This is a genomic window from Ruegeria sp. CH11 (assembly GCF_056537105.1).
The window spans coordinates 1-25140 of record NZ_JBQFQX010000006.1 but is presented as its reverse complement, the minus strand read 5'-3'; the positions used below and the strand labels follow the sequence as shown (position 1 = coordinate 25140).

The following is a 25140-nucleotide window of genomic DNA, read 5'->3' as shown; positions in this document are numbered from 1 at the left end:
CTTGTTGCACAGCGTTGCCGTGTTCTTGGCCCATGACGCCTTGCGATGCAAGCGGTTCATGGCGCGCGCCTTTTTGACACTTCAGTCGGCTAGTGTCCCCAGTTCCGGCGTGTCGCTCGTCGCTGTTTCGTCGGGCCAGTTGGTCCGCCAGATCTCGGCCGACCAATGTCCGCTATGCACCGCAGGCCGGTCGAATCCGGGCAAGGCGGGCAACAGGGGCGCGACCACCACATCGTGACGCGGGACCGCGAAGTAAGGGAACGAGTACCGTTCCTTGCCGGACCGATTGACCACACGATGCGGCGTCGATTTCAACCGCCCGCCGGACCACAGCTCCAACATATCTCCGATATTGACGACAAAGCCTCCGGGCGGGCAATCGGGCGTGATCCAGCCTCCATCGCGGGTCTGCACCTCCAGCCCGCCGACCGGATCGGGGGCGATGATTGTCAGTGCGTCGGTATCCTTGTGCGGGTGGATGCCGTAACCACCCTCGTCAGGGGCCTGAGGCGGGTAATGCAACAGGGTCATGTTGGTCATCGGGTCGCGGAAAGCATCGCATAGCGTGTTAGGTTTCAGGTCGAGGCCAATCTCAAGCGCGCCCAGCAGAGCTTCGGCTACACGATCCAGCTGCGACCAATAGCCCAGCAGAATCTCGCGTGCCTCTGGGATTTCGCGAGGCCAGCGATTTGGGCCGTAAAGCGCACATTCCTGCCGGATCGATGCGCCTGCTGCCACTTCGTAATGCAGTTTGTAGCCTTCGTATTTGTCCGCAACACCCGACCCGTCATTCGGTGAGAAAAACCCCATCGGGATGTAGCCGCGATAGTTCTCGCGGGTGATCGCCTGGTCCCATTTGCGCGATTCCTCGATGTCGAAAATCGCGCGGACCACCTGTCGGACCTGATCCACAGATTGCTGGGATATGCCGGTTCCAGTGATCGACAGAAACCCGATGCTGGTGCAGGCATCCATGATCCGTTGGACAACGCTATCACGCGCTGCCATATCGGACTCCGCCAACGGCGCGATGTCAATGGTTGGAATCTGCACCATCAGTTGATCCTGACCCCCTGGCGTTGCAGCTCTTTCTGGACCGGGGCAAGGTCCATCTGGTCAGGATCCTGATTGGATTTCAGGGACAGCGCGGCAGCGATGCCCGCGCCCTGTCCCATGACCGCGCAGCAGGACATGTTGCGCGTCGCTGCGTGTGCCACCCGGTCCGACCCATGTGAACGTCCGGCGACCAGCAGACCCTTTACGCCCTTCGGCAGCATCGAGCGATAGGGGATCTGCATATACCGCCCGGTGGTGGGTAGGATCAGAATGCCGTAACCGTCGATGAATTCAGGGTAGATGCCGATCGAATCCTCGAACCGGCCCTGATGGCGGGCATCGTCCTCGGTCATGTTGTAGACGGCGTCGATCTTGCGGGTGTCACGGATGCCGATGGTCATTCCGAAATTTCTGAGCCGTGCGTTTTCGCAGCCTGGCATGAAACGACGCAGCGCTTCGATCGCCAGCATGGATTGTCGGCGCCCCTCGATCTCGCCTCGGGTCAGGCTGTCGGGGTCGGTTCCGTCGATCTCATCCAGATGAATGAGGTTCATATAGGTCAGCTCACCGGTATCATGCATGGCTCCCCAGGTGCCCGCGATGGTGTTCAGATGCGGTGGGATCAAACCCTCTTCGATGGCCTGCTGGAACGGTTTCTTGACGAAGGGCGAGAACATGTCGTCCTCTTTGCCCGAGGTTTCGATATTCCATTCGCCGCCGCCGCCCCAGTCCTTGTAGGTCTGCGGGTCAGATTTGATCCCTTCCATAAAGGCGCGCTTGTCGACGCCTGCCAGATGGAACATGACCGAGGCAGCCATCATGTCCTCACGCGCCGTTTTGAATGTTGGCGCACCCGCACGATGCGCCACGTCCGCGTCGCCAGTAGCGTCGATCACCACGCGGGCCAGAATGGCCTCGCGCCCGGCCTTGGATTCGGTGATGACACCTGTGATCCGGTCGCCCTCCATGATCGGAGCAACGAACTGCCGGTGTAGCATGGGATGCACGCCGGCTTCTTCGACCAGCTTGTCCGCAACCAGCTTGAACCCTTCGCTGTCCAGTTCATAGCTGAGCGACTGGCTTTCCGGCACCGCCGCGCCCATATCCTTGGCGCGGGTTTCGAATTCCATGCCGATCCCACCGGCCTCGACTGTCTGTTCGTGACGATACCAGGCAAAGCCTTCGACGCCGACAGCGGTGATGTTGCCACCCATGCAGCCGAACCGGTCCATCAATGTAACCTCGGCCCCGGCGCGCGCCGCTGATAGCGCAGCCGCCAGACCCGCAGGGCCGGACCCCACTACCAGCACATCGGTCTTGTGAATGACGGGGATCTCGCGGGCGGGTTCGGTGATTGTCTGCATCGCGGCCTCTGTTGACTTGTCGCTGTGTCAGGTTTGAGCGTCCTGATTGGCAGGTCAATCAAAAAACCGACTGGTCCCAAGTCGCAAAAACACCAATGCGCGATTGCCCCCGGCGGGGCTTTGGCATAATCACCGTTGAAGTCGAATTCTTTGCTTTGAAGGTCAAACAATGCGCCTCAGCCGTTACTTTCTGCCCGTTCTCAAGGAAAACCCGTCCGAGGCTCAGATCGTCAGCCATCGGCTGATGCTGCGCGCGGGCATGATCAAACAGGCCGCCGCTGGTATCTATTCCTGGTTGCCGCTGGGGTTCAAAGTGCTGCGCAAACTGGAAAACATCGTGCATGAGGAACAGGCGCGGGCGGGCCACATCGCGATCCAGATGCCGATCCTGCAATCGGCCGACCTGTGGCGCGAATCCGGCCGGTATGACGATTACGGTCAGGAAATGCTGCGGATGAAAGACCGGCATGATCGCGACATGCTGTATACGCCGACCGCCGAGGAACTGGTGACCGATATCTTCCGCGGCCATGTCAGCAGCTACAAAGACCTGCCGCTGACGCTCTATCAGATCCAGTGGAAATTCCGTGATGAAATCCGTCCGCGTTTCGGCGTGATGCGGGGGCGCGAGTTCTATATGAAAGACGGCTACAATTTCGACCTCACCAAAGAGGACGCGCTGCACGCCTATAACCGCCATCTGGTCAGCTATCTGCGCACCTATGAGCGTATGGGCCTGCAAGCCATCCCCATGCGCGCCGATTCCGGCCCGATCGGCGGTGATGACACGCATGAATTCCTGGTGCTGGCCGATACCGGTGAGTCCGAGGTTTTCTATGACAGCGCCGTCACTGACCTGACCTTTGGCAATCGTGAGATTGATTACGACAGCCGCGAACAGTGTCAGGCGATCCTGGAAGAGTTCACCTCGAAATACGCCCGCACCGACGAAACCCATGACGAGGCGTTGTTCAATCAGATCCCCGAGGAACGCCGCCGCGTTGCGCGCGGAATCGAAGTCGGCCAGATTTTCTATTTTGGCACCAAGTATTCCGAGCCCCTCGGCGCGACCGTGCAAGGCCCTGACGGCAAACCTGTTCCTGTCCATATGGGCAGCCACGGCATTGGTGTCAGCCGCCTGATCGGCGCAATTATCGAAGCCAGCCATGACGACAAGGGCATTATCTGGCCCGAAGGCGTGACGCCTTTCCATTGCGGCATCGTGAACCTGAAGCAAGGTGATGAAGAGGCGGATGCGGCCTGTGACAAGATCTACGGCGCGTTGACCGCGCTGGGCCTTGAGCCGCTTTATGATGACCGCAACGAACGGGCAGGGGGCAAGTTTGCCACCATGGACCTGATCGGCCTGCCGTGGCGCATTACCGTTGGCCCGCGCGGTCTGAAAAACGGTGTGGTCGAACTGACCAGCCGTCGCACTGGCGAAAGCGAAGAACTTAGCCCCGAGGCCGCCGTGGCGAAAATCGCTGAGATTTATGCCGGCATCGCCTGAACAAGGCGATGCGTGCGAAACTTATGAACGGCTGACTGTTGGCCGAGCGGCCAGCAGATCGCCATCTGCGTCATGACCCCGGGCCACAACGATTGGACGGCCCATGCGGCTGACCAGCTCTTTCAGGTCCAACCCCAGAAACCTTAGCCCGCAGACGCGTTCGTTTGTGGCGCGATCTGTCACGCAGAGCGATCCCTGACGAAACGCGAGACGATAGCCCTTGTCCCGCATTATGTCAGCCAGGCTTGCCCAACTTGCGGCGGTTGCGAACAAAGGACGGATCGCCGCACGCAGCAGCGCCGCTGTTTCACAATCCAATTCTGATGATGCTTTGCGGGCCAAAACAGGGCCCGATTCATAAATGTTCTCTTGAATACCCATGAGCGACCTCCCGCTCGTAACTCTTAAAACTGTGTCCCCCGAACTTTAGGGTGACAAAATTACACAAAATAAGCAAACCGCGAAATAAAGTTACGCCTTAAATGTTGCTTTATGGACTCGCATTATTGCTCAACTACTCACATTGACTTCATAGCTGAAACAATAAGCCCTTGTCTGTGAAGGGCTTCACAACTGGCGGTATATCGGAAAAGAAATACATTCTCGGCTGGCAAGAGTGGTTTTGCCAGAATCCGAAGACTGATTCGGAGTTTCTGAATGCAGGGGCCTGTTTCTCGGCGAGCGAAGGCGCCTGGCGTGGTGGGAATGGCACTACTGGCTTGACCATCCCGCGAAATGCCGAAAGGGTCGCCGCAAAACAATTGCCGGAGCAGTAATGGCCAAGACGCCCCCGCCTTTTGCCCCATTCGAATGGAAAATCGCCTGGCGCTATCTGCGCGCCCGCCGTGCCGAGGGCGGTGTCAGCGTGATGACGTGGATTTCTTTGATCGGAATTACGCTGGCGGTTTTCGCGCTGATTGCGACGCTTGCCGTGCGCTCGGGCTTCCGCTCGGAATTTGTCGGCACCATTCTGGGGGCCAATGCCCATGTGACCGTCTATTCCGCGGGCGAGATCGATGCGCAGGGCCGTGTTGACCGGACCATTGAGGACTACGACGGCATGGCGACCCGGATAGCCGAGGTGCCGGGCGTTGAACGCACCGCCCCGCTGGTTAAAGGGCAGGTGCTGCTGACCAATCGTGACCGCAGCACTGGTGTCGAAGTCTATGGCATTCGCCCGGACGACCTGTTCAGTCTGCCCGGTATTGCCGACAGTGAGCAGGCTTACGGAGACCTCTCGCAGTTTGAGAACGGCATTGCCATCGGCTCGGGCGTAGCGCGGGCGATCGGGGCGACCGTTGGCGACAAGATCAAGATGACGTCGCCCAATGGGGTCAAGACCGCCTTTGGAACATCGCCTCGCGTGAATGCTTATGACGTGGTCTATGTCTTTTCCGCAGGCCGCTATGACATCGACCGCACGCGGGTCTATATGCCCTTTGCCGAGGCGCAGAGCTTCTTCAACCGCGATGGCGTCGCGGATGAGATCGAGGTCATGGTCGCGCAGCCCGAAGATATGAACCCAGTTCTGATCCCAATATTGGACGCTGCGGGCGAACGCGCGCAGTTGTGGACGTGGAAGGATGCCTCGGGCGGGTTCCTGCGGGCGCTTGAGGTTGAGGACAACGTGATGTTCATCATCCTGTCGATCCTTGTTCTGATCGCGGCGATGAACATCGTTTCCGGCCTAATCATGTTGGTCAAAAACAAGGGCAGGGACATTGGCATCCTGCGCACAATAGGCCTGAGCGAAGGGTCGGTGCTGCGCGTCTTCTTCATCTGCGGGGCATTCACCGGCATCATTGGCACGGCGATGGGCGTCATTCTTGGCTGTCTGTTCGCGCTTTATATTGATCCGATCTTTTCATTCGTGAACTACGTGATGGGCGGCGGCGTCTGGGACCCGGCGATCCGGGGTATCTACGCTCTGCCTGCGGAACTGCACCTGTCGGATGTGCTCAAGGCCATCGGGTTGTCACTTGGGCTTTCTTTCCTAGTTACATACTTCCCCGCCCGCCGCGCCGCGCGGCTGAACCCGGTTGAGGCGCTGCGCTATGAATGACGTAACTTTGCGGCTGAGCGGCCTGATCAAGACCTATCTCAAGGGCACGCCGGGCGAGGTGCAGGTACTGCGCGGCGCAGAACTGGAATTGCGCGCGGGTGAGGCGGTTGCCTTGGTTGCCCCGTCCGGAGCGGGGAAATCGACGCTGCTGCACATCGCCGGGCTATTGGATTCACCGGATGCGGGAACTGTCGAGGTTGCAGGGCAGTCCGTCACCGGCAAAGGCGACCGCACCCGGACTGCGGTCCGCCGGCAGGATGTCGGCTTTGTCTACCAATTCCATCACCTGCTGCCTGAATTCACCGCGCTTGAGAATATCGTGCTGCCGCAGCTGGCCAACGGTGTCTCGGAAAAGGCGGCCACGGATCGGGCCATGACCTTGCTTGGTCGGGTCGGCGTGGACGCGCGCGCCGATCATCGCCCGGCGGCCCTGTCCGGCGGCGAACAGCAGCGTGTGGCCTTTTGCCGGGCGCTGGCCAACAATCCACGCGTTTTACTCGCGGATGAGCCAACTGGGAATCTGGACCCCGAAACCTCGGACCAGGTGTTCGACGCTCTGATGAGCCTTGTGCGCGAGGCGGGGCTTTCGGCGCTGATCGCCACTCACAACTTTGAATTAGCCGCCCGTATGGATCGGATGGTGCGGTTGGACGCGGGGATGCTCAGGCCAGTTGAGTGATGGCGACCCCTGCGGCCATCACCGCGATACCGCCCGCGCGCATCCATGTCAGCGGCGTCACCTGTGCGCCAAACAGCCCATAATGGTCAATCGCGGCGGTGCTGATCAACTGCCCCAGCAGGACAAAGAACACCGCGTTTCCAACCCCGAAATGCGGCGCGACATGGGTGATGGACAGTACGTAGAACGCGATCAGAATGCCCGCCAGAAACAAGTGTTTTGGGGCCTGCGCGGCTTTGGCAAACGCTTGGCCTCCCGGCATTACCAGCAACACCAGTGCAGATGCGGCAAAAGCGATCGCAAACAGGATAACCGCCGCCGCAGTGGGCGAACCGATCAACCGCCCAAGCGCCGCGTTCAGCGCCGCTAGGATCGGAATGCCGATTCCGGCTGCCAGCATGATCGCTGCGTATTGTGTCATGAGGTGCCCCCGAATGTGCCGATATCGTTGATCTGGATCATTGCGGCATCGCGTCTGTCCGGCAAGCCTGTAAATGTCTGATTGCGGCGGAGGATATGATGACGAATTGGTTGCTCGGGTCCATGAGCCTGGCGCTGGTCACGATGGCAGCGCAATGCGCCACAGCGCAGGATGGCGAAACTGGCGAGGAAATCTATCAGCACTATTGCGCAACATGTCACGGGCTGGACGCCACCGGACACGGCCCCATGGCGGGCGTGCTGGTAATTCAACCGACCAACCTGAAGGCACTGGCCGATGCGGAGGGCGTCTTTCCCACTGCGCGGGTCGTGGCCAGAATCGACGGGCGTGACCCTCTGGTCAGTCACGGCAGCCCAATGCCGGTTTACGGCCCCTTTTTCGAAGGGCAAGACACGGCGATCAAAACGCCCGAGGGTCAGCCCATCCTGACCAGCCGACCGATTGCCGATCTGGTCACCTATCTGAAAGACTTGCAGACTCGCTAGCGCCTCACCGGCAGATACCTTCGATTTCGGCCCCGGCCCAAGGCAGCAATACGTCGCTTTCGCGCCGGCTTGCGGGCAGGGCAGCGAGGTCGAAATGCGGTTTCAGCATGTCATGCAGGCGTTTCGTGCGCGGCGCTCCGGGATCCAGCGCCCGGCAACACACATATTCTTCGACGATTGAGCCTTGTTGTTCGTAACCATAGGCCAGAAAGTCCGGCGAGGTATCCAGATCGAACAGATATGGGTCAGGCTCACGGCCATGCTCGGCCGCCGCACGCAGGGGGTGATAACCGGTTGTCCTGCGATTTTGCCACTGCCAGACATGCGTTACCTCATGCGCCAGCAACATTGCAGCGATCAGGTTCATCTTTTCGGGGTATTGCGACATGTAATCGTCCAGATACCAGTCCCTGGTGAAATACACCCGGTTGAACAGGGCCACCGCCGCAGGTTTGCCCGTAACGGTTTCGGTCTTAACCGGCGGCAGTATCCGTTCGCGGCAGGCCAGACGTGGGCGCGCCTGACGGGTAAAGGTAATTGCGGCAACCGGCGCGCCTTTGACGAGGTGCACCCGATCCGGGTTAATTGTTTCGCCGTGAATGTTCCCGATAAATGCGCGTTCCTGCGAGGTCATTTGGCGACCGCAGGAAACAAGAAGGATCAGGATCAAAACGAGAAAAACGCGCAGCATGAGGCAGAGCCTAATGCGCGCGGGCGGCGCTGCAAGCCGTTTTCACAGGCTCATGGCCAAAACCCGGCTGATTTCCGTAAGTGACCTACCGGATTGAATCATCCATGTATTGAACGCCTCTTGCACGGCGGCCATAGCCTTCTTTGACGTTGCGGCCTTGTCGATGACGCCTTCGGCGATCAGCCGCGCGGTGACATCTTGTGACAGGATGAAACTGTCGCGCCCGGCAAAGCGCATGGCATATTGCGCCGAGGCCCCACCCAGCCGCGACCCGCGCTTGCCCAGCATCGCCAATAGGCCGACGTAGTCGGTCGACGGCCATTCGCCCAGAATCTTGCCTGCGCCCCCTTCATCGCGGAGTTCCAGCAGAAACGCCGCGTTGTCGCGGACGGTCGCGATCTTGGTTCCGTTGCGGACGATCCGAGTGTCTTGCAGCAGCGCATCAAACTTTTCATCATCCATGAAAGCACAGCGCCCGATGTCAAAGCCGTCAAAAGCGGTTTCGAACCCGTCCCACTTGGCCTCGATCACCTTCCAGCTGAATCCGGCCTGAAAGATGGTTTTGGTGATAATGGAAAGCCACCTGTCGTCCGGCATCTCCGCCAGTTCTGCCGCAGGTTTGGGTTTGCTCAAGCCGCTCTCCAATGCCTCTGCGCCACCGTGGCGACCTGCGGCCAATTCGTAGATTTCATCAAAGTGACGCATGATGTTTGCCCTCCACGTGGCAAGTGTTGCCGCTTTGTTCGCGCCTTGCAAGAGCAAGCCCCCAAACGCGTCGTAGAGCCAAGGGTAAAGCGGTCAAAATCGATGGGTGATATTTATAATTGACTGGTCAATCAATTTCCCGCAATCTGCCGCCATCCAAAGACCGGAAATACCGTGCCGCGCGTGGATGGGGTGGTAAAGACAGAATTGCGCTGGCCGACCCGGAGAATTCGGCAGCGTCAGCAAATGATGTCTTTTCTTATCGTCCTCAACTCGTGCATGTTGCGGTACGATTTCGGTAACAGAAATACTTGCGGACGAGTCACTGCTCGGCGCGGGTCAATGAAAAAAGACAGGGAGAATTTCCATGAAAAAACTAGGTGTCAGCCTTCTGGCTTTGACTGTGGCAGGTGCCGCAAGCGCAGCCGACATGGGTGCCGTGGACGAACCGATCAAACTGGCAATCAACGAATGGACAGGCCAGCACGTCACCACCCACGTTGCGGGCGAAATGCTCAAGGCCGCAGGCTATGATGTGGAATATGTGACCGCAGGCATGATGAACCAGTTCCAGGCGATTGCCGACGGCGACATTGCTGCAACGCTCGAGATCTGGTCGTCCAACGTTTCGGACGAATACGCCAAGAAAATTGACGAAGGCACAGTGGTTGAAATCGGTGATCTGGGTCTGGATGCCAAGGAAGGCATCGCTTACCCGGCACACGTTGCCGAACTCTGCCCGGGCCTGCCCGCTTGGGAGGCGCTGAAAGACTGTGCGCAGGTCTTCGCAACAGCCGAGACCTTGCCCGGCGGTCGTCTGGTTGACTATCCCGCCGACTGGGGAACACCGGGCGCGGACCGTATGACCGGCCTGGAACTGCCGTTCAAAGCCGTTCCTGCCGGATCCGAGGGTGCGCTGATCGCAGAACTGCGCGCCTCGACCGAGCGCAAGTCGCCGCTGTTGATCACCTTCTGGCAGCCGCACTGGGCGATGTCGGCCTATGACGTGCAGTTCGTTGACCTGCCTGCGGGCGAAGAGGCGTGCTTCAACGATCCCGCATGGGGTCCGAACCCCAACGCGGTGAACGATTGCGATTTCTCGCCGTCGCGCATCTTCAAGGCCGGCTGGAGCGGAATGGAAGAGAAGTGGCCCGCCGCTTACGAAATCCTGACCAACTATCAACTGGCAGTCGAAGATCAGCAACCGATGATGGGCGCGATCGACGTTGACGGTGGTTCCGTCGAAGAGGTCGTGGCCGCCTGGATGGCAGAAAACGAAGGCAAATGGCGTCCGGTCGTAGATGCCGCAACCCAGTGAGCCCCTCTAAGTGACTGACGCGAATACGCCAGCCATTGCCTGCCAGAATCTCTGGCAGGTCTTTGGGCCCGGCGCTGAAAAAGCCCTGACCGACGCGCTGGCTCGGTCAGGGAATGACGCCGACAAAGCAGCCACCGAATTGCGCGACGAGGGGTTTATTCCCGCGGTGCAGGACGCAAATTTCGAGGTCCGAGAGGGTGAGCTGTTCGTTATCATGGGGCTCAGCGGGTCGGGTAAATCCACGCTGATCCGGTGTATCTCGCAATTGCTGCCCGGAACGGGTGGTGAAATCCGTGTGGATGGCGAAAATGTCATTGGGGCCTCCAAGAAAGCGCTGACGGAACTGCGCCGCAAGAAACTGGGCATGGTGTTCCAGCATTTCGGCCTGTTTCCACACATGACCGTTGCAGAAAACGTCGCCTATCCGTTGCGCGTTCAAGGGACTGGCAAAAAGGAACGACTGGCGCGCGCGCAAGAAGTGATTTCGCTGGTCGGGCTGGAAGGGCGCGAAGACAGCTTTCCCCGGCAATTGTCCGGCGGGCAACGTCAGCGCGTGGGCATCGCTCGTTCGCTGGCTGTGAACCCCGATATCTGGTTTCTGGACGAGCCGTTCTCGGCCCTTGACCCGCTGATCCGCCGACAATTGCAGGATGAGTTCCTGCGCATTCAGGCGACGCTGCGGAAGTCCATCGTCTTCATCACACATGACATTCAGGAGGCGCTGAAGCTTGCCGACCGGATCGCCATCATGCGCGACGGTAAGATCGTGCAGATCGGCACGCCGACGGATATCGTGCTGCGCCCGGTGGACGATTATGTGCGCGAATTCTCGAAAGATGTTGCCAAGGGGCAGCACGCCAAGGTCGCCTCGGTCATGCGCGAGGATGGCGAGCGCGGGCCGGATGATCCTGGCCTGACCACCGCAATGACGCTGGACGCCGCACTTGCGCATTGCATGGAACTGTATGAACCGGTTCCGGTACGCGATGCCGAGGGCAATATTGTCGGCACCGTTCATCCATCCGATCTGGCTGCCGCCTTGCAGGTGGATGAGACATGAGTCTTGCAACGGACATGCCCGCGCAAAACACGCGGCTCACCGCGGGTGCGCAGGCGGCGCTGATCACGCTGATCGTCGGTGCGGTCTGCCTCGCGCTTGAGGGCGTCGCGCCATGGTTGGGCAAATGGCCCACAGCATGGGAATTGCCTGCAACCCAATGGGTCGGGGCGTTTCTGGATTGGTTTCTGAACGGAATCAAACCGGCGGCTCGCCTGTTTTCCGATGTCATGGCCTATCCAATGAACTGGGCCAATTTCGTATTGGGCAACACTCCGTGGCCGGTTTTGATCGGCATCGTCACGGCGCTGGGCTGGTATCTGGGTGGTTTGCCGATGGCGGCGCTGGGCTTTCTGGGGCTCAGCTTTGTTCTTGCATCTGGCTATTGGGCCGAGAGTATGAACACGCTCGCGCTGGTTGCGGTTTCGGTGCCCGTTGCACTGGTTCTGGGCGGGGCGATCGGGATTCTGGCCAACGAAGTGCCACGCGTGAAGACCTTTGTTCAGGCGGTGCTGGATGTGATGCAGACGGTGCCGACCTTTGCCTACCTGACACCGTTGTTGTTGTTGTTTGGCTTCGGTCCGGTTGTTGGCCTGATCGCCTCGGCGATCTATGCCGCGCCGCCTATGGCGCGAAACGTGATGCTGGGCCTCGAACGGGTTGAGCCCGAGATCAAAGAGGCCGCGATCATGTCCGGCGGCACCCGGTTTCAACAGCTGTTTCAGGTCGAAATCCCTGCCGCGACAACGCAGATCATGGTCGGTGTGAACCAATGTTTGATGGCGGCCCTGTCGATGGTCATCATTGCCGCCGTGATCGGCGGGTTCAACGATATCGGCTGGGAAGTCCTTTTGACCATGCGCAAGGCTCAGTTCGGGGAATCTCTGCTGGCCGGTCTTGTGATCGTGGTCTTTGCGGTGGTCATCGACCGGATGAGCGGCACTCTAGCGACCGAGCGCAAACGATATGACCAACGCATCGTCTGGGCGGTTCTGGGTTTCGCTGTGCTGTTCACGGCAATCTTCTGGGCCCGGTTGCCGAATCCGTCTGACCTGACGTTGCTGGACCCGATGGCACAGGCGGTCGATAGCGGGCTGACCGCATTCACCCAAGCCAACGGGCCGTGGCTGGATGCGCTCAAGAACAACTCGCTGTTCTATGTGCTTCTACCTTTGCGTATCGGTTTGGATCAGGCGGTGCTTCCCTTCACCTGGGGGTTTCAGTGGACCCCGGCCATGAGCTTTGGTCTGTTTGCCTTTGGCGGTGCAATCGCGCTGCTGATGGCGTGGCGCGGTCGCCTGACGGGCGGGTTGATTGCGCTGATCCTGATCGGAATGCTGGAAACTGGCATCTCGAACCTGCCGTGGCCGTTTGTTCTGACCGGGGCTGCCGCGCTGGGCTGGGTCGCCGGTGGTTGGCGTTTAGCGGCGTTGGTGGTTGGTCTTCTGGCCACGATCCTGGTGTCGGGCCTGTGGGAACGGGCTTTGCTGTCGCTCTATCTGAGCGGTGCAGCGGTCTTTACCTGCGCAGTCATTGGAGGTCTAGTCGGCCTAGCCAGCGCAGTCTGGAAACCGGTCTGGAGCGTTGTGCGCCCGATCTGCGACATGCTGCAAACGATCCCGCTGTTCGTTTTCCTGATCCCGGTGCTGATGGTGTTTCAGATCGGCGAGTTCTCGGCCTTCCTGGCGATCTGCGCCTACGCCATCGTACCGATGATCCGCTATACGCGGCACGGGTTGGTCAACACACCGGATGAGATGATGGAGGCCGCCATTTCCAGTGGCGCAACCGACTGGCAGATCATGCGGGATGTGCGGGGGCCCTATGCCGCGCCGACGATCCTGCTGGGGCTGAACCAGACGATCCTTTATGCCTTCGCCATGTTGGTGATTGCGGCGCTGATCGGCACCACCGGATTAGGCCAGTCCATCTATCTGGCGCTGGGCCAGGCGGATGTGGGGCTGGGCATTTCGGCCGGTGCGGCGATGGCAATTCTGGCATTGGTCGCCGATCGCATCGTGCAGGGTTTTGCCGAAGAACGCCGTCAGGCGTTAGGCCTGTAAGAGCTGGGACAGGGCGATCTGATCGCCCTGCCGCAAACTTGATTTCGAACAAGGACGGCACGACGCCCGGCGCTTAAAACGCCCTCAAACACGTTCGGAGGTCACATGGCGGGTTGGGGCAGTTTTAGCGCAGCATTGGTCCTGTTCATGCTCAGCCACGCCGTCCCGGCGCGGCCAAAACTTCGCAATCAGTTGATTTCTGCGGTGGGGCGGCAGGCGTACTTCGCCTGCTATTCCCTGATGTCGCTGGGACTGCTTGCATGGCTTGTCGTGGCTGCCGCCAATGCGCCCTATGTCGAGGTCTTCCCGCCCCATCCTGTCTTGCGTTGGGTCCCATCGTTGATAATGCCGATCGCCTGTTGGCTGGCGGTCGCGGGGCTTTCGATCCAAAATCCATTCTCTTTTGGTGGTTTGGGGGGCAAACCGTTCGATCCCGACCAACCGGGCGTTCTCAGAACCACACGTCACCCCCTTTTGCTGGCGCTTTTGTTGTGGGCGGTTGCCCACCTTTTGGCGAATGGCAGTCTGTCCCATGTGATCCTGTTTGGCCTGTCCGCAACTTTTGCGGGGCTTGGAATGTGGATGATCGACCAGCGAAAATCACGCAACATGGGGGATGAATGGGCGTGTTTAGCCCGTAATACCGCGCGTATTTCTGTACGTATGCCACGGCCCTGGCCGCGCCCCTGGATATGGCTTGCCGCAGTTGTCGCATTTATGGCCCTGCTATACCTGCACGCGCCCGTGATCGGTCTGTCGCCGCTCCCTTGACCGTGCCGAGTGGCCGAACAGACCGAACCGTGCTAACTGAAATATCGACTCTACTGCTTTTGGGGATTTGCAAATGCATCTGGCCTATGTCACCACCACAGACCGCGGCGCAACCGACCGGTTGCTCAGTGCCGTGGCCGAACGTTTGCTGGACAGAGGGGCCAAGCTGTCCGGCGTCGTTCAGACCAATACGGAATGTGCCGACAACAGCAAATGCGACATGGATCTGCGCGTGCTGCCGGATGGCGAGACCATTCGAATTTCACAGTCTCTGGGAACCCATGCACGCGGTTGCCGCTTGGACCCGGCGGCGTTGGAACAGGCGGTTGGTTACGTGACCGCATCCCTGTCGGACGCTCCGCAATTGCTGATCATCAACAAATTCGGCAAGCACGAATCGGATGGTCGCGGATTTCGCCCCGTGATCGGTGAGGCGCTGGCGCAGGACATCCCGGTTCTGGTTGGCGTCAACGGCCTGAACGCGGACAAGTTTCAGGAATTCACCGGGGAAGGGGCCGAGGCACTTGAACCGAATGTCGACGCGATTTTGGACTGGTTCGAGCGCATCGACACGCAAAGGAACGCAGCCGCGTGACCAAAGCTGCTGCTGTCCGCTCATACAGGTGGACAGCGCACCATCTGCTGGTCAAATTCCGATCTGCTATCGTGTTGGAGAGATGGTGGGCGACCCTGGAATCGAACCAGGCGTGCGTCTCCGCGAGGGAGTTACAGTCCCCTGCCACACCTTGCGGCCTGTCGCCCACTGTCAGGCGTTGCACCTGACGTGGAGGCGTGATTACTAGCGCGCCTAAGAAGCGTCAACAGGAAAATACCGCTTTGACGCAGGAAACGTATGTCCCGGCCCGGAGGCTCAAGTCATGAAGAAACCCAAGTGGGTCGTCCAGAAGGAACAGGCGCGAAAAGCGACTGCCGCAGAAACCGTTTGGCTGTTCGGACTGCACGCCGTACGCGACGCTCTGATGAACCCGAAACGGCAGAAATTGCGTCTGATCGTGACCCGAAACGCGCAGGACAAACTGGCTGAGGCGATAGCATTTGCCGGGATTGAGGCGGAAATGGTCGATCCGCGCAAATTCACGGCTCCGATTGATCCGGGGTCGGTGCATCAGGGGGCCGCGCTCGAGGTCAAACCGCTGGATTGGGGTGGATTGGCCGAAAATTGCATCGGGCAAGAAAACCCACGCGTGCTGCTGCTCGACCGGGTCACGGACCCGCACAATGTGGGCGCTATTCTGCGCTCGGCCGAGGTGTTGGGCGCCAGCGCCGTGATTGGCACACGCCACCACTCGGCCCCGGAAACGGGCGCTTTGGCTAAGACCGCCAGCGGCGCGCTGGAACGTCAGCCCTATCTACGGGTGCGCAATCTTGCGGACACGATCACCGAATTGCAAGGGATGGGGTATCTGGTGCTCGGACTGGACGGAGAGGCCGAAGAAACCATCGAGACCGCGCTGAAAGATCGCAGGGATCACCCTGTGGCGCTGGTATTGGGGGCCGAAGGTCCTGGGCTACGGCAGAAAACAAAAGAAACCGTTGATATGCTGGTCAAGATTGACGCGGCGGGCGGATTTGGGTCACTGAATGTCTCAAATGCAGCCGCAATTGCCCTATATGCATCTGTGAGCAGATAAGAGGAGGCCGCCATTCCCGCCCCGCAGAAAATCGCCACATGCTGCTATTGCGGCACCCGCGCTGCACTGGTCCTGAAGGGCAGGCAGCAGCATGAGCTGAGCTGTTCCAGTTGCGGCGCGCCGCTGCATAACCTCAAGATGATGCCCAAAGCCAAGCTTGAGAAAGCAGTCGAGTATAACGGTGCCAAGAAAAAGACAGCCAAGCCGAAGAAAAGGAAGAAATCGCTGTTCTCGAAAGTGCTGGACGAGGCATGGGACGTGATCGAGGACGTCTTCGACTAGGTTTGCCACAGCTGTTCACATCCCTGTCATAGGGGGTTTCGACACTGCGCGAAAAAACGCATCTTATGGCATTCGGATCAGAGGTGGATGGAACTCCGATGTTGTCGAGACGAGTATTTTTGGCGGGTTTGGCATGTGCCGCAAGCGCACCCTTTGCGCTGGCTCAGGCAGAGCCGATGTATTTCTCGGCTGATGGTGCCGCGCTGTCGGGCTATGACGCAGTGTCCTATTTCAGCAATGGACAGCCGCTGCAGGGTCAGGCCGGCATCGCCGTGATGTGGAAGGGCGCGGTGTGGCATTTCGCATCTCAGGAAAACCGCGAACAGTTCGAGCGTAACCCGCGCGCATTTGCGCCGCAGTTTGGCGGTTATTGTGCCTTGGCGATGGCGCAGGGGCTGCTGAGTTCCACCGATCCAAAGGCTTGGAAAGTCGTCGACGGTCGGCTTTACCTGACGCACTCGCCGGCGATCGAAAAGCTATGGGAACGAAACGTGGCCGAAAACATCCAAATGGCCCAGCAGCATTGGCCTGCGATCCTGTATGATTGATCGGCAGACTTCCGCCGTTTGTGTTTTGTCATCACAAAAATGCGCGCTCCCCCTTTTTTTTCGTCAACTCATGCCTAAATGTCACAGTGACCGCGGATCGGAACTGCCGCGGGTCATTTCACTGTCCCTCGTTCCAACAACTGGCGCTCAGGCATGGCCTGGGCGCTTTTTTCTTGGGACCAGACCGCATAGGTTTGCGCTATGAGTGAATATTCCGATGAATTCCTGAAGACAATCTTGCAACGTACAAAGACGGTTGCGGTTGTGGGCGTGTCGATGAACCCGGTTCGGCCCAGCTATTACGTGACGCGATACTTGTCGTTGAAAGGTTTCCGGGTCATTCCGATCAACCCGGGTCATGCAGGCACGCAGCTTTTCGGACAGGCCGTGCGGGGATCACTGGCTGAAATTTCCGAACCCGTTGATATGGTGGATATCTTCCGGCGCTCGGAATCTGTGCCACCCATTGTCGACGAGGCGCTGGAGCAGTTTCCCGATTTGCAAACCATCTGGATGCAGATCGGTGTGTCTCATCCCGAGGCAGCGGCCAAAGCGCAGGCGCGCGGTGTGGATGTGATCATGGATCGGTGCCCCAAGATCGAGTATCAACGCCTGTTTGGCGAGCTGCGTATGGGCGGATTCGCAACCGGTGTGATTTCTTCAAAACTCTAGCTGTTCAGTTGGCGGCAAGCGGTTTCAGGCGGGCGACCTGTTCCTGCCTGCGGCGTTCCAGAACAACCTCGCGCGGCACCCAGTCATAGCGGGTATCTTCGGGCAAAGGGGCCCAGTACAGCACGCCGCCATACCGCCACGGGTCCAGCACAACCCCGTCAAACATCGAATCCCCTTTTCGGCTGATTATCGCCGTGCTGTGATCGATTCGGAGCGGGTTGTCCGCGTTGGCGATGGCGCGATGCAAGGTCAGGGTCTCAAAGCCCTCTTGTTTCAAACGGCGCTCGATATCCTCGGCCCAATGCCAGCACAATCCGCGCGGGCGCAGGCCCTTGTTGACCTTTGCGTTGTGGATCAGCGGCGGATCGGTGATCTCATATTCCTGCACGAGCTGCGCTGTGTAGGAATAGGCGATCAGCGCCGCGCGGTTTGCCTCTTCGGGATCAACATCGGGGCCCAGATCACGGATTTCCGAGGCTAGGCGCTGTACCTCATCCCCGGTCGTTGGGGGCGGGGTCGCACAGGCCGTCAAGGCAAGCAAGGCACATACAAGGGCCAGAAGTCTGATCATTTGCGCGTCCTTCGGTCCATTGCGCGGTGATGGAGGATCATAATCGTTCGGACGCTGCGACGGAACCCGTCCGCTTACCCTTTGGGCCGTGCCGCTTTTTCCGCGATGCCACTGGTGCCTTGACGCCGGGCAAGTTCCGACAGCACGTCATCCAGGGCGACGTCTCGCGCGGCCAGCATGACCAGAAGGTGATACAGCACATCCGCCGCTTCGGCGGTCAATTTTTCATGATCGCCCTTAATCGCCTCGATAATCGCTTCGATTGCCTCTTCCCCGAATTTCTCGGCGCATTTCTCGGGGCCCTTTGCCAACAGCTTGGCGGTCCAGCTGCTGTCTGGGTCGGCCCCTTTGCGGGCTTCGATCGTGGCAGCCAGATCGTGCAGAATGCTCATGTCAGCCTCATGGGAATGCCCGCAGCAACCATATGCTCTTTGGCCTCGCGGATGGTGTATTCGCCAAAGTGAAAGATCGAGGCCGCAAGCACGGCACTGGCGCCGCCTTTGGTCACGCCCTCGACCAGATGATCCAGATTGCCGACGCCCCCGCTTGCGATCACCGGCACGTCCACTGCGTCGGAAATGGCGCGCGTCAGCGGCAGGTTGAAGCCCGCTTTGGTGCCGTCGCGGTCCATCGAGGTCAGCAGGATCTCTCCCGCGCCCTTTGCGACAACGGTTTTGGCGAACTCCACCGCATCGATCCCGGTGGGTTTGCGGCCACCGTGGGTGAAAATCTCCCACTTGCCGGGGCTGACGGTCTTTGCGTCGATGGCGCAGACGATGCACTGGCTGCCAAACTGGTCCGCCGCTTCGGCGATGACATTCGGGTTGGCAACGGCCGCCGAATTGAAACTGACTTTGTCGGCACCCGCCAGCAGCAACGCACGCACGTCGTCTTTGCTGCGCACGCCACCACCGACTGTGAGCGGCACAAAGCACTGCTCTGCCGTGCGTCGGACTACTTCGAACATGGTGCCCCGATTTTCGTGCGTGGCGTGGATGTCCAGAAAGCAAATCTCATCCGCACCGGCGGCGTCATACGCCTTGGCCGATTCCACCGGGTCGCCCGCGTCGCGCAGGCCGACAAAGTTCACACCCTTGACCACGCGGCCATCGGCGACATCCAGACAGGGAATGATACGGGTTTTCAGCATCTCGGCGTCCTTTGTTGGCGCACCTCTACCGGCAAAGCCCTGCCGATGCCAGACTTGTGATTGTCACGCGGCTGAAACCTGTGAAAACTGTTCCTAAATTCATCAGGAGATCAATAAGATGCGTAAACTCTTTCTCACGACGACATTCATACTGGCAGGAGCGGTCGCGGCGATGGCTGACGATATTATCAAAGTGAGCACGGACAAATCCGTGCAAGAGGCGATGGACGCGCTGGAAGCCGCCGTCGGTAATGCGGGCGCGACCGTTTTTGCGCGTGTCGACCACGCGGCGGGGGCCGAAAAGGTCGGCACGCCGATTCCGCCCAATCAGGTGCTGATTTTCGGCAACCCCAAGCTTGGCACGCCCGCAATGCAGATCGACCCGCGCGCCGGTTTGTTCCTGCCCCTTAAAGTTCAGGCCTACGAGGATGCAAACGGGCAGGTTTGGCTGGCCTATGAGGACCCCAAGGAAACCATGGATGAGCTGGATGAGGTCGAAAACTCGCCAGTTGTCGAAAAGATGCGCGGCGCGTTGAACAAGTTGACGGCGGCTGCGGCGCAATAGCCCAAGAAAACCCGCCGCTATGCTGCGACCTGGCAACGCCGCCATCTCGTGCAAGGCGCTGATTTTGCGCGCGCACCTGTTTTTTGGTAAGTGTTGCACAGTGTTCCCGGCAGCCGTTGGATAAGTGAAAATGAGACAGAGATTGAGAACTGTTATGCTGGCAGTCGGCCTTATTTCAGGATCGACGGGGGCGAGCTTTGCGCAAGACTTCATGTCTCAGGAAGAGCTTTTGGCAACGATCCCTGGATCAACCTTGTCCGGGATCTCCAATACTGATGGTGTAACGCCTTGGGTTCAAACCTATCAGAAGGGCGTAAAAACAGGAGAGGCCGCCGGATCGTTCGGCGGCCGGCAATACAAAGCCACTTGGGCCGTCATGGGCGATCTATGGTGTGAGTATTGGGACGGCGGTTCCGGTTGCTGGCAGATTGAGCGCACCGAAGCAAAGGAACTGCAAATCTACGAGGCGGGCCGACCCCTCCTAAATCGTTGGAAGATCGAATAGCGACGTTCGGCCTGACCTAATCTCTGAGCGCCGTTAGGGCCTCCTTAAGATCAATCGCCCCATCATAGAGTGCGCGACCGGAAATCGCACCATTCAGACCCGCGTCACAGTCCCTCAGGGCGATAAGGTCTGCGACCGAGGAGACACCGCCAGACGCAATCACCGGGATCGAGACAGCGCGGGCCAGCGCAGCCGTGGCCTCGATATTCGGTCCCTGCATCGCACCGTCACGGTTGATGTCGGTGTAGATGATTGCCGCGACGCCTGCGTCTTCAAAGCTGCGGGCCAGTTCGGTGACCTGTACATCGGTTTCTTCGGCCCAGCCCTTGGTGGCAACCATACCGTCGCGGGCATCGATGCCGACCGCGACCTTGCCTGGAAAGGCGCGGGCCGCTTCGCGCACCAAGTCGGGGTTTTCGACGGCAACCGTGCCCAGAATCACCCGGGCCAGGCCTTTGTCGATCCAGGCCTCAATCGTGGCCATGTCGCGGATGCCGCCCCCTAGCTGGGCGGGCACGTCGCATTCTCTTAGGATCGCCTCGACAGGTGCGGCGTTGACCGGCTGTCCCGCGAAGGCGCCGTTCAGATCGACCAGATGCAGCCATTCGCATCCCGCCTCGACAAAAGCGCGCGCCTGCGCGGCCGGGTCGTCGTTGAAAACGGTCGCCTTGTCCATTTCACCGCGCAGCAGGCGCACGGCCTGGCCGTCTTTGAGGTCGATGGCGGGGTAGAGGATCATGTCGGGCGGCCCTATATCACTGTTACACGCGCGGGATATCGCACAGGCGGGGCAGGGGATGCAACGCGACGCTAAGTCAATCTTGCCCGACAGCTATTAGCGGGTCAGACTGACCCCAAAGCAGGGAGAATATCATGAAGACACTAACGCTTGCGGCGGCTTTCACCGCTTTGGCCACGAGCGCCTTTGCCGATGATCCGGTTGACGGCCTGTGGAAAGTTGGACCGGGCGAATCTGGTGGCTATCTGCATGTATCAATTTCGGAATGTGGTAGCGCCATTTGCGGGACGATTGATTCCGCGTTTGATGCGCAGGGCAATCAGTTGCTGGAATATGAGAACCTTGGAAAACAGCTCATCTGGGACATGGTTCCTGAAGGTGGCGGCGACTATGACAACGGCAAAATCTGGGACCCGCAAAAAGACAAGACTTACAAGTCAAAAATGTCGCTGGATGGTCAAAACAAGCTGACCGTCAAGGGCTGCGTTGCCGGTGGCCTGGTCTGCCGTGGGCAAACCTGGACGCGGGTTCAATAGACGCTCAGGGCGTCCAGGTCAGGAAATTCCCGATCATGCGCAGGCCCACATCCTGGCTTTTTTCCGGATGGAACTGCATTCCAACCATGGTGTCGCGGCCGATCACGGCCGTGACCTCCTGGCCATATTCGACGTGAGCCAGCCGTTCCGCCGGATCCGCTACGCGGAACTGGTAGGAGTGAACGAAATAGACATGATCTCCGGAACTGACCCCGGCAAAAACCGCGTGGTCGCTGTTCAGAATCAGATCGTTCCAGCCCATATGGGGCACTTTTAACGAACTGTCCGACGGCTCGATCCGCACCACGTCGCCCGAGACCCATCCCAATCCATCGGTTTCGGTGTACTCGTGCCCCTTGGTCGCCATCAGCTGCATGCCGACGCAGATGCCAAGAAACGGGCGGCCCTTTTGTTCGACCGCCTCGACCATAGCGTCATAGATGCCTTTGTGGCCGCGCAACTCGGCGGCGCAGGCAGGAAAGGCCCCGTCTCCGGGCAGGACCAATCGATCCGCCCGCGCGACAACATCCGCGTCAGAGGTTACGACAACGTCACCCGCGTTCAATTCCTGCGCCATGCGCTGAAATGCCTTTTCGGCAGAGTGCAGGTTGCCGCTGTCATAGTCGATGATGGCGGTCAGCATCTGAGTCCTTTCTGCACGCTACGTGTTCGAAAACCGGCGCCCTATTTCCGGCGTGCGCTTATAGCGCGCCCTTGGTCGATGGAATCGCGTCTGCTTTGCGCGGGTCGGTCTCGACAGCGTCGCGCAGGGCGCGCGCGACCGCTTTGAAGGCCGCCTCGGCAATGTGGTGGCTGTTGAAGCCGTGCAATTGGTCGACATGCAGCGTGATACCGCCATGGGTGCTGAGTGCCTGAAAGAACTCACGTACCAGTTCGGTGTCAAACGTACCGATCTTGGGCGTCGGAAGGTCCACGTTCCAGATTAGAAAGGGTCGCGCCGACAGATCCAGCGCGCAGCGGACCTGGGCGTCATCCATCGGTAGGTGACACTCGCCATAGCGGCGAATGCCTTTCTTGTCGCCCAATGCCTGCGTCAACGCCTGACCCAGAGCAATTCCGGTATCCTCGACCGTGTGGTGGTCGTCGATGTGATAGTCACCCTTGGCCCGGATCGTCATATCGATCAGTGAATGGCGCGCCAACTGGTCCAGCATATGGTCAAAAAAACCCACACCGGTCTGATTGTCATATGTGCCGGTGCCGTCCAGATTGACCTCGACCGAGATATCCGTCTCGGCGGTCTTGCGGCTGATCGAAGCGGTGCGCATGGGCGAATTCCTTTTGCTACAGGCGCGCTTATAGACGGGGTTGGCCGGGCTTTGAAAGAGCAGCCTGACCATTCGACCGAAACTGTTGCAGGGGATTGCGCCCGGCTTGCGCCCATGCCAGCCTATTGGCAACTCAATCAATAGGGCCCATCCATGTCCACCTGCGTCTTCATACAGATTCGTTGCAAACCCGGCACCACCTACCAGGTGGCCGAAGGGATCGCCTTGCGCGAAATACACTCAGAGCTTTACTCCACCAGCGGCGAATACGACCTGCTGCTTAAACTCTATATCCCCGAATCCGAGGACGTTGGGCACTACATCAACGAAAACCTGCTGGTGATCCCGAACATCGAGCGGTCATTGACGACGATGACGTTCAAGGCATTCTAGCCCAGCTCAGTCGTCGTCACGCCGAAAATCCGGTCAAGATCGATATCCGGCTGATGATCGGAATACATCCGCGCGGTTTCAAACACCTTCTCAAGCCCCAGCGCATCCGCCAGGGCAAAGGCGGCGGCGTTGGGCTGGGGCATGTCGATGAACACCTCATGTGTGGCGTGATCGTCGGGGATCGCCTGCAGCACCGAGGTCAGCAGAGCCTGCGCAATCTCGGAACTGTCCGCAAACAACGGCCCGATCTTGCACCCGCTCTGGCACGGGCGCAGCGTCGCATAACCCCCGATCTTGCCATTCTTGGCATATACCCTTGAAACGTGGCTGTAAGCGCTCAGCCAGCTTTCGAGAAACAGGTCGCGCGCGGCAGGAAACAGCGCGCGATCATAGGCTTTCAATGCGGCTGACGCTTCGGTCAGATCCGATACATCGCTGATTGGCGTGGTCCCGAGCTTGGCCAAAATCCCGCGCTTTGTTCCGCCAAAACGATAGTTGTTGTAGGCGAAATTGAACCCGGATTTGCGATAATTGTCCTGCTGCTCGACCACCCCATCCAGACCCATATTGCGGCCCTTGCAATGGGTCAGCGCATGGCCTGCGATCTCAAGCCCGTGACCGTGATGGCGAAACTCGGGCTTGACGATGTAGAACCCCAAGAATGAAATCACATCGTCATAGTTCACCGCCGAGACTGAGGCGATCATCTCGCCATCCAGAAAGCCGCCCAGAAACCCGTCGGGGTCCGTCGGGCGAAAGCACTTCGCGTCGTGGACACCCGGATTCCACCCCTCGCGCCCGGCCCAATCGACGGCGTGCTGCACTTCGGCGGCGGTGAGAGGGCGAATGACATAATTCGACATGAGCGTTGCCTTGCAATCTGCGTTGCACCCAGCATGGCCGAGGCCCACCAAAAGAACCAGCGTGTTCGGAAAGGTTTGGTATCTGGAGCGGGCGAGGCGATTCGAACGCCCGACCCTAACCTTGGCAAGGTTATGCTCTACCCCTGAGCTACGCCCGCATCAGATACGATATGTGGTCCAAAGACCTCTCAATGGAGCGGGCGAGGCGATTCGAACGCCCGACCCTAACCTTGGCAAGGTTATGCTCTACCCCTGAGCTACGCCCGCGCCGTTGAGTGAGGCGTGAACTATAAATTCTGGGACCAAGCTGCAAGAGGAAAAACGCAGAAATCTGAAAATTCTTTGCGACGGAAACGCGATTGTCGTCCGTTCAAAGGGTATTGGAACTTAAAACTACAAAGGCGTGGCTATGATTATGGCGAGGGTGGAAAACTTAAAAATGGTCGCATTGGCCGCAATGATATTGCTGGCCACCGCGATATGCGATCTGGATAGCGACAGAATCAGTGATGTTGATCCGGTCATGATGCCAGCCGTTGAAATCGAGACGCGTGTTCTGGTCGGATAGTCTGATGTCCCAGAACTAAAGCGCCAGGACGAGGTTGGCGAGCGCGGCAATCAAAATGGCGGCGAATGTCAGCATCATGCCGATCTGTCGCAGAATCATGATCTGAGGCGTGCGTCCAAAGCCATAGGCGTGCGCCACGCGCCCCGCCAAAAGCGCTAGCCCCAACAGGTTCAAAAGCAACGCGCCAGCGCCCTGCAACTCTGCCATAGCCAGCAGCAACAGCCCAAACGGAGCATATTCCGCGCAGTTTGCGTGGGTCCGCATGGCTTTGATCATCGCCTCGTTTGCGCCATCCCCGACCGAGATTTTGCCACTGCGGCGGGTCTTGATGACGTTGACGCTGAGCCAGACATAGAGAAACGCGATCAGCGCGGCATAGATCGGTGTAACTGCAAGCATGCGGAACCCTCTGGACCATCATTGAAAAAGGCCGCGCTTAGTTGCGCGGCCTTACAGATTGTATATCGGTTTCCGGTTTATTCCAGCTCGATGAGCAGGTCTTTGGCGTCGATCTGGCCGCCGGGCTGGACGTGGACGGCCTTGACCACCGCGTCGCGTTCGGCGTGGATGCCGGTTTCCATTTTCATCGCTTCGATGGTCAGCA

General features: G+C 59.2%; 33 protein-coding genes and 3 tRNA genes. 18 read left to right on the top strand and 18 right to left on the bottom strand.

Going from position 1 to position 25140, the window contains the following annotated elements; translation table 11 throughout:
• Positions 1–81: 81 nt before the first annotated feature.
• Together ACR0LX_RS11220 and ACR0LX_RS11215 are read right to left on the bottom strand one after the other, a co-directional pair.
• Positions 82–1056 carry an isopenicillin N synthase family dioxygenase gene (locus ACR0LX_RS11220; protein ID WP_480783801.1) on the bottom strand — a complete coding sequence of 325 codons (975 nt, stop codon included), beginning with the start codon at positions 1054–1056 and terminating at the stop codon, positions 82–84.
• Complete coding sequence (locus ACR0LX_RS11215; RefSeq protein ID WP_480783800.1) at positions 1056–2420, bottom strand: FAD-dependent oxidoreductase; 1365 nt, start codon at positions 2418–2420, stop codon at positions 1056–1058. Before ACR0LX_RS11215 ends, ACR0LX_RS11220 begins: the two co-directional genes overlap by 1 nt.
• 169 nt (positions 2421–2589) lie before the next feature.
• Between ACR0LX_RS11215 and proS the strand changes: the two genes are divergently transcribed.
• Positions 2590–3930 (top strand): proline--tRNA ligase, encoded by a 1341-nt coding sequence (gene proS, locus ACR0LX_RS11210; RefSeq protein WP_480783799.1) that lies wholly within the window; start codon positions 2590–2592, stop codon positions 3928–3930.
• Between the two features lie 21 nt (positions 3931–3951).
• On the opposite strand, the gene ACR0LX_RS11205 is transcribed toward proS, so the two are convergent.
• Positions 3952–4311, bottom strand: a complete 360-nt coding sequence (locus tag ACR0LX_RS11205; RefSeq protein WP_480572920.1) for a hypothetical protein — start codon at positions 4309–4311, stop codon at positions 3952–3954.
• Between the two features lie 394 nt (positions 4312–4705).
• Here ACR0LX_RS11205 and ACR0LX_RS11200 point away from each other — a divergent pair, with 394 nt between their 5' ends.
• Entirely contained in the window at positions 4706–5992 is a 1287-nt protein-coding gene (locus ACR0LX_RS11200; protein ID WP_480783798.1) for a lipoprotein-releasing ABC transporter permease subunit, read from the top strand.
• Positions 5985–6671, top strand: a complete 687-nt coding sequence (locus ACR0LX_RS11195) for an ABC transporter ATP-binding protein (protein WP_480783797.1) — start codon at positions 5985–5987, stop codon at positions 6669–6671. The genes ACR0LX_RS11200 and ACR0LX_RS11195 overlap by 8 nt, the downstream gene beginning before the upstream one ends.
• On the opposite strand, the gene ACR0LX_RS11190 is transcribed toward ACR0LX_RS11195, so the two are convergent.
• Positions 6655–7092 carry a DMT family transporter gene (locus tag ACR0LX_RS11190; protein WP_480572929.1) on the bottom strand — a complete coding sequence of 146 codons (438 nt, stop codon included), beginning with the start codon at positions 7090–7092 and terminating at the stop codon, positions 6655–6657. The genes ACR0LX_RS11195 and ACR0LX_RS11190 overlap by 17 nt on opposite strands.
• Positions 7093–7190: 98 nt before the next feature.
• Here ACR0LX_RS11190 and ACR0LX_RS11185 point away from each other — a divergent pair, with 98 nt between their 5' ends.
• Positions 7191–7598, top strand: a complete 408-nt coding sequence (locus tag ACR0LX_RS11185; protein ID WP_480783796.1) for a c-type cytochrome — start codon at positions 7191–7193, stop codon at positions 7596–7598.
• A 4-nt stretch (positions 7599–7602) separates the two neighbouring features.
• On the opposite strand, the gene ACR0LX_RS11180 is transcribed toward ACR0LX_RS11185, so the two are convergent.
• Together ACR0LX_RS11180 and ACR0LX_RS11175 are read right to left on the bottom strand one after the other, a co-directional pair.
• Positions 7603–8289 (bottom strand): hypothetical protein, encoded by a 687-nt coding sequence (locus ACR0LX_RS11180; RefSeq protein ID WP_480783795.1) that lies wholly within the window; start codon positions 8287–8289, stop codon positions 7603–7605.
• 42 nt (positions 8290–8331) lie between these two features.
• Positions 8332–8994 (bottom strand): DNA-3-methyladenine glycosylase I, encoded by a 663-nt coding sequence (locus ACR0LX_RS11175; protein WP_480783794.1) that lies wholly within the window; start codon positions 8992–8994, stop codon positions 8332–8334.
• Positions 8995–9361: 367 nt separating this feature from the next.
• Between ACR0LX_RS11175 and ACR0LX_RS11170 the strand changes: the two genes are divergently transcribed.
• From ACR0LX_RS11170 to ACR0LX_RS11150, 5 genes are all read left to right on the top strand, one after another.
• Positions 9362–10312, top strand: a complete 951-nt coding sequence (locus tag ACR0LX_RS11170) for an ABC transporter substrate-binding protein (protein ID WP_480783793.1) — start codon at positions 9362–9364, stop codon at positions 10310–10312.
• A gap of 10 nt (positions 10313–10322) precedes the next feature.
• The gene (locus ACR0LX_RS11165; protein WP_480572944.1) at positions 10323–11372 is read left to right on the top strand and encodes a quaternary amine ABC transporter ATP-binding protein; all 1050 of its coding nucleotides are present in this window, start codon (positions 10323–10325) and stop codon (positions 11370–11372) included.
• Complete coding sequence (locus tag ACR0LX_RS11160; protein ID WP_480783792.1) at positions 11369–13432, top strand: ABC transporter permease; 2064 nt, start codon at positions 11369–11371, stop codon at positions 13430–13432. Before ACR0LX_RS11165 ends, ACR0LX_RS11160 begins: the two co-directional genes overlap by 4 nt.
• A 105-nt stretch (positions 13433–13537) precedes the next feature.
• Positions 13538–14203 carry an NnrU family protein gene (locus ACR0LX_RS11155; RefSeq protein ID WP_480783791.1) on the top strand — a complete coding sequence of 222 codons (666 nt, stop codon included), beginning with the start codon at positions 13538–13540 and terminating at the stop codon, positions 14201–14203.
• 73 nt (positions 14204–14276) lie between these two features.
• Positions 14277–14798 carry a DUF2478 domain-containing protein gene (locus tag ACR0LX_RS11150; RefSeq protein ID WP_480783790.1) on the top strand — a complete coding sequence of 174 codons (522 nt, stop codon included), beginning with the start codon at positions 14277–14279 and terminating at the stop codon, positions 14796–14798.
• An 83-nt stretch (positions 14799–14881) separates the two neighbouring features.
• Here ACR0LX_RS11150 and ACR0LX_RS11145 read toward each other — a convergent pair.
• Positions 14882–14965, bottom strand: a tRNA-Tyr gene (locus tag ACR0LX_RS11145).
• Between the two features lie 116 nt (positions 14966–15081).
• Between ACR0LX_RS11145 and rlmB the strand changes: the two genes are divergently transcribed.
• The 4 genes from rlmB to ACR0LX_RS11125 all read left to right on the top strand — a co-directional run bounded on the left by rlmB (position 15082) and on the right by ACR0LX_RS11125 (position 17357).
• Positions 15082–15855 carry a 23S rRNA (guanosine(2251)-2'-O)-methyltransferase RlmB gene (gene rlmB / locus ACR0LX_RS11140; RefSeq protein WP_480783789.1) on the top strand — a complete coding sequence of 258 codons (774 nt, stop codon included), beginning with the start codon at positions 15082–15084 and terminating at the stop codon, positions 15853–15855.
• A gap of 138 nt (positions 15856–15993) precedes the next feature.
• The gene (locus tag ACR0LX_RS11135) at positions 15994–16137 is read left to right on the top strand and encodes a hypothetical protein (RefSeq protein WP_480783788.1); all 144 of its coding nucleotides are present in this window, start codon (positions 15994–15996) and stop codon (positions 16135–16137) included.
• 65 nt (positions 16138–16202) lie between these two features.
• Positions 16203–16685: a YHS domain-containing (seleno)protein gene (locus tag ACR0LX_RS11130; protein WP_480572961.1), complete on the top strand. Its 483-nt coding sequence runs from the start codon at positions 16203–16205 to the stop codon at positions 16683–16685.
• A 201-nt stretch (positions 16686–16886) separates the two neighbouring features.
• Positions 16887–17357, top strand: coding sequence for a CoA-binding protein (locus ACR0LX_RS11125; protein WP_480783787.1), 471 nt, complete (start codon positions 16887–16889; stop codon positions 17355–17357).
• Between the two features lie 4 nt (positions 17358–17361).
• On the opposite strand, the gene ACR0LX_RS11120 is transcribed toward ACR0LX_RS11125, so the two are convergent.
• The 3 genes from ACR0LX_RS11120 to hisF form a co-directional block, all read right to left on the bottom strand.
• A complete protein-coding gene (locus ACR0LX_RS11120; protein ID WP_480783786.1) occupies positions 17362–17928 on the bottom strand; it encodes a hypothetical protein in 567 nt (188 codons plus the stop codon).
• 74 nt (positions 17929–18002) lie between these two features.
• Positions 18003–18320, bottom strand: coding sequence for a phosphoribosyl-ATP diphosphatase (locus ACR0LX_RS11115; protein WP_480783785.1), 318 nt, complete (start codon positions 18318–18320; stop codon positions 18003–18005).
• The gene (gene hisF, locus ACR0LX_RS11110) at positions 18317–19078 is read right to left on the bottom strand and encodes an imidazole glycerol phosphate synthase subunit HisF (RefSeq protein WP_480572973.1); all 762 of its coding nucleotides are present in this window, start codon (positions 19076–19078) and stop codon (positions 18317–18319) included. The genes ACR0LX_RS11115 and hisF overlap by 4 nt, the downstream gene beginning before the upstream one ends.
• A 118-nt stretch (positions 19079–19196) precedes the next feature.
• Between hisF and ACR0LX_RS11105 the strand changes: the two genes are divergently transcribed.
• A complete protein-coding gene (locus tag ACR0LX_RS11105; RefSeq protein WP_480783784.1) occupies positions 19197–19643 on the top strand; it encodes a DUF302 domain-containing protein in 447 nt (148 codons plus the stop codon).
• Between the two features lie 154 nt (positions 19644–19797).
• Positions 19798–20148 (top strand): hypothetical protein, encoded by a 351-nt coding sequence (locus tag ACR0LX_RS11100; RefSeq protein ID WP_480783783.1) that lies wholly within the window; start codon positions 19798–19800, stop codon positions 20146–20148.
• A 16-nt stretch (positions 20149–20164) separates the two neighbouring features.
• Here ACR0LX_RS11100 and hisA read toward each other — a convergent pair whose 3' ends face one another.
• On the bottom strand, positions 20165–20887 hold the full coding sequence (gene hisA, locus ACR0LX_RS11095; protein ID WP_480783782.1) for a 1-(5-phosphoribosyl)-5-[(5-phosphoribosylamino)methylideneamino]imidazole-4-carboxamide isomerase: 723 nt from the start codon (positions 20885–20887) through the stop codon (positions 20165–20167).
• 134 nt (positions 20888–21021) lie between these two features.
• Here hisA and ACR0LX_RS11090 point away from each other — a divergent pair, with 134 nt between their 5' ends.
• Positions 21022–21423 (top strand): DUF2147 domain-containing protein, encoded by a 402-nt coding sequence (locus tag ACR0LX_RS11090; protein ID WP_480572985.1) that lies wholly within the window; start codon positions 21022–21024, stop codon positions 21421–21423.
• A gap of 4 nt (positions 21424–21427) precedes the next feature.
• Here ACR0LX_RS11090 and hisH read toward each other — a convergent pair whose 3' ends face one another.
• Positions 21428–22066, bottom strand: coding sequence for an imidazole glycerol phosphate synthase subunit HisH (hisH, locus tag ACR0LX_RS11085; RefSeq protein WP_480783781.1), 639 nt, complete (start codon positions 22064–22066; stop codon positions 21428–21430).
• A gap of 58 nt (positions 22067–22124) precedes the next feature.
• The gene (gene hisB, locus ACR0LX_RS11080; protein WP_480572991.1) at positions 22125–22712 is read right to left on the bottom strand and encodes an imidazoleglycerol-phosphate dehydratase HisB; all 588 of its coding nucleotides are present in this window, start codon (positions 22710–22712) and stop codon (positions 22125–22127) included.
• A 153-nt stretch (positions 22713–22865) separates the two neighbouring features.
• On the opposite strand from hisB, the gene ACR0LX_RS11075 reads away from it, so the two are divergent.
• Positions 22866–23105, top strand: coding sequence for an Lrp/AsnC ligand binding domain-containing protein (locus tag ACR0LX_RS11075; RefSeq protein ID WP_480783780.1), 240 nt, complete (start codon positions 22866–22868; stop codon positions 23103–23105).
• On the opposite strand, the gene ACR0LX_RS11070 is transcribed toward ACR0LX_RS11075, so the two are convergent.
• From ACR0LX_RS11070 to ACR0LX_RS11060, 3 genes are all read right to left on the bottom strand, one after another.
• On the bottom strand, positions 23102–23968 hold the full coding sequence (locus tag ACR0LX_RS11070; RefSeq protein WP_480783779.1) for a GNAT family N-acetyltransferase: 867 nt from the start codon (positions 23966–23968) through the stop codon (positions 23102–23104). The genes ACR0LX_RS11075 and ACR0LX_RS11070 overlap by 4 nt on opposite strands.
• Positions 23969–24051: 83 nt before the next feature.
• Positions 24052–24126 (bottom strand) — tRNA-Gly (locus tag ACR0LX_RS11065).
• Positions 24127–24160: 34 nt separating this feature from the next.
• Positions 24161–24235, bottom strand: a tRNA-Gly gene (locus tag ACR0LX_RS11060).
• Positions 24236–24407: 172 nt separating this feature from the next.
• Between ACR0LX_RS11060 and ACR0LX_RS11055 the strand changes: the two genes are divergently transcribed.
• The gene (locus tag ACR0LX_RS11055; protein WP_480783778.1) at positions 24408–24536 is read left to right on the top strand and encodes a hypothetical protein; all 129 of its coding nucleotides are present in this window, start codon (positions 24408–24410) and stop codon (positions 24534–24536) included.
• Positions 24537–24551: 15 nt separating this feature from the next.
• Here ACR0LX_RS11055 and ACR0LX_RS11050 read toward each other — a convergent pair whose 3' ends face one another.
• Both ACR0LX_RS11050 and ACR0LX_RS11045 read right to left on the bottom strand, forming a co-directional pair.
• Entirely contained in the window at positions 24552–24935 is a 384-nt protein-coding gene (locus ACR0LX_RS11050; protein WP_480783777.1) for an MAPEG family protein, read from the bottom strand.
• A gap of 77 nt (positions 24936–25012) precedes the next feature.
• Positions 25013–25140: biotin/lipoyl-containing protein (locus ACR0LX_RS11045; protein WP_480783969.1), on the bottom strand; the 128-nt coding region annotated here is incomplete at its 5' end.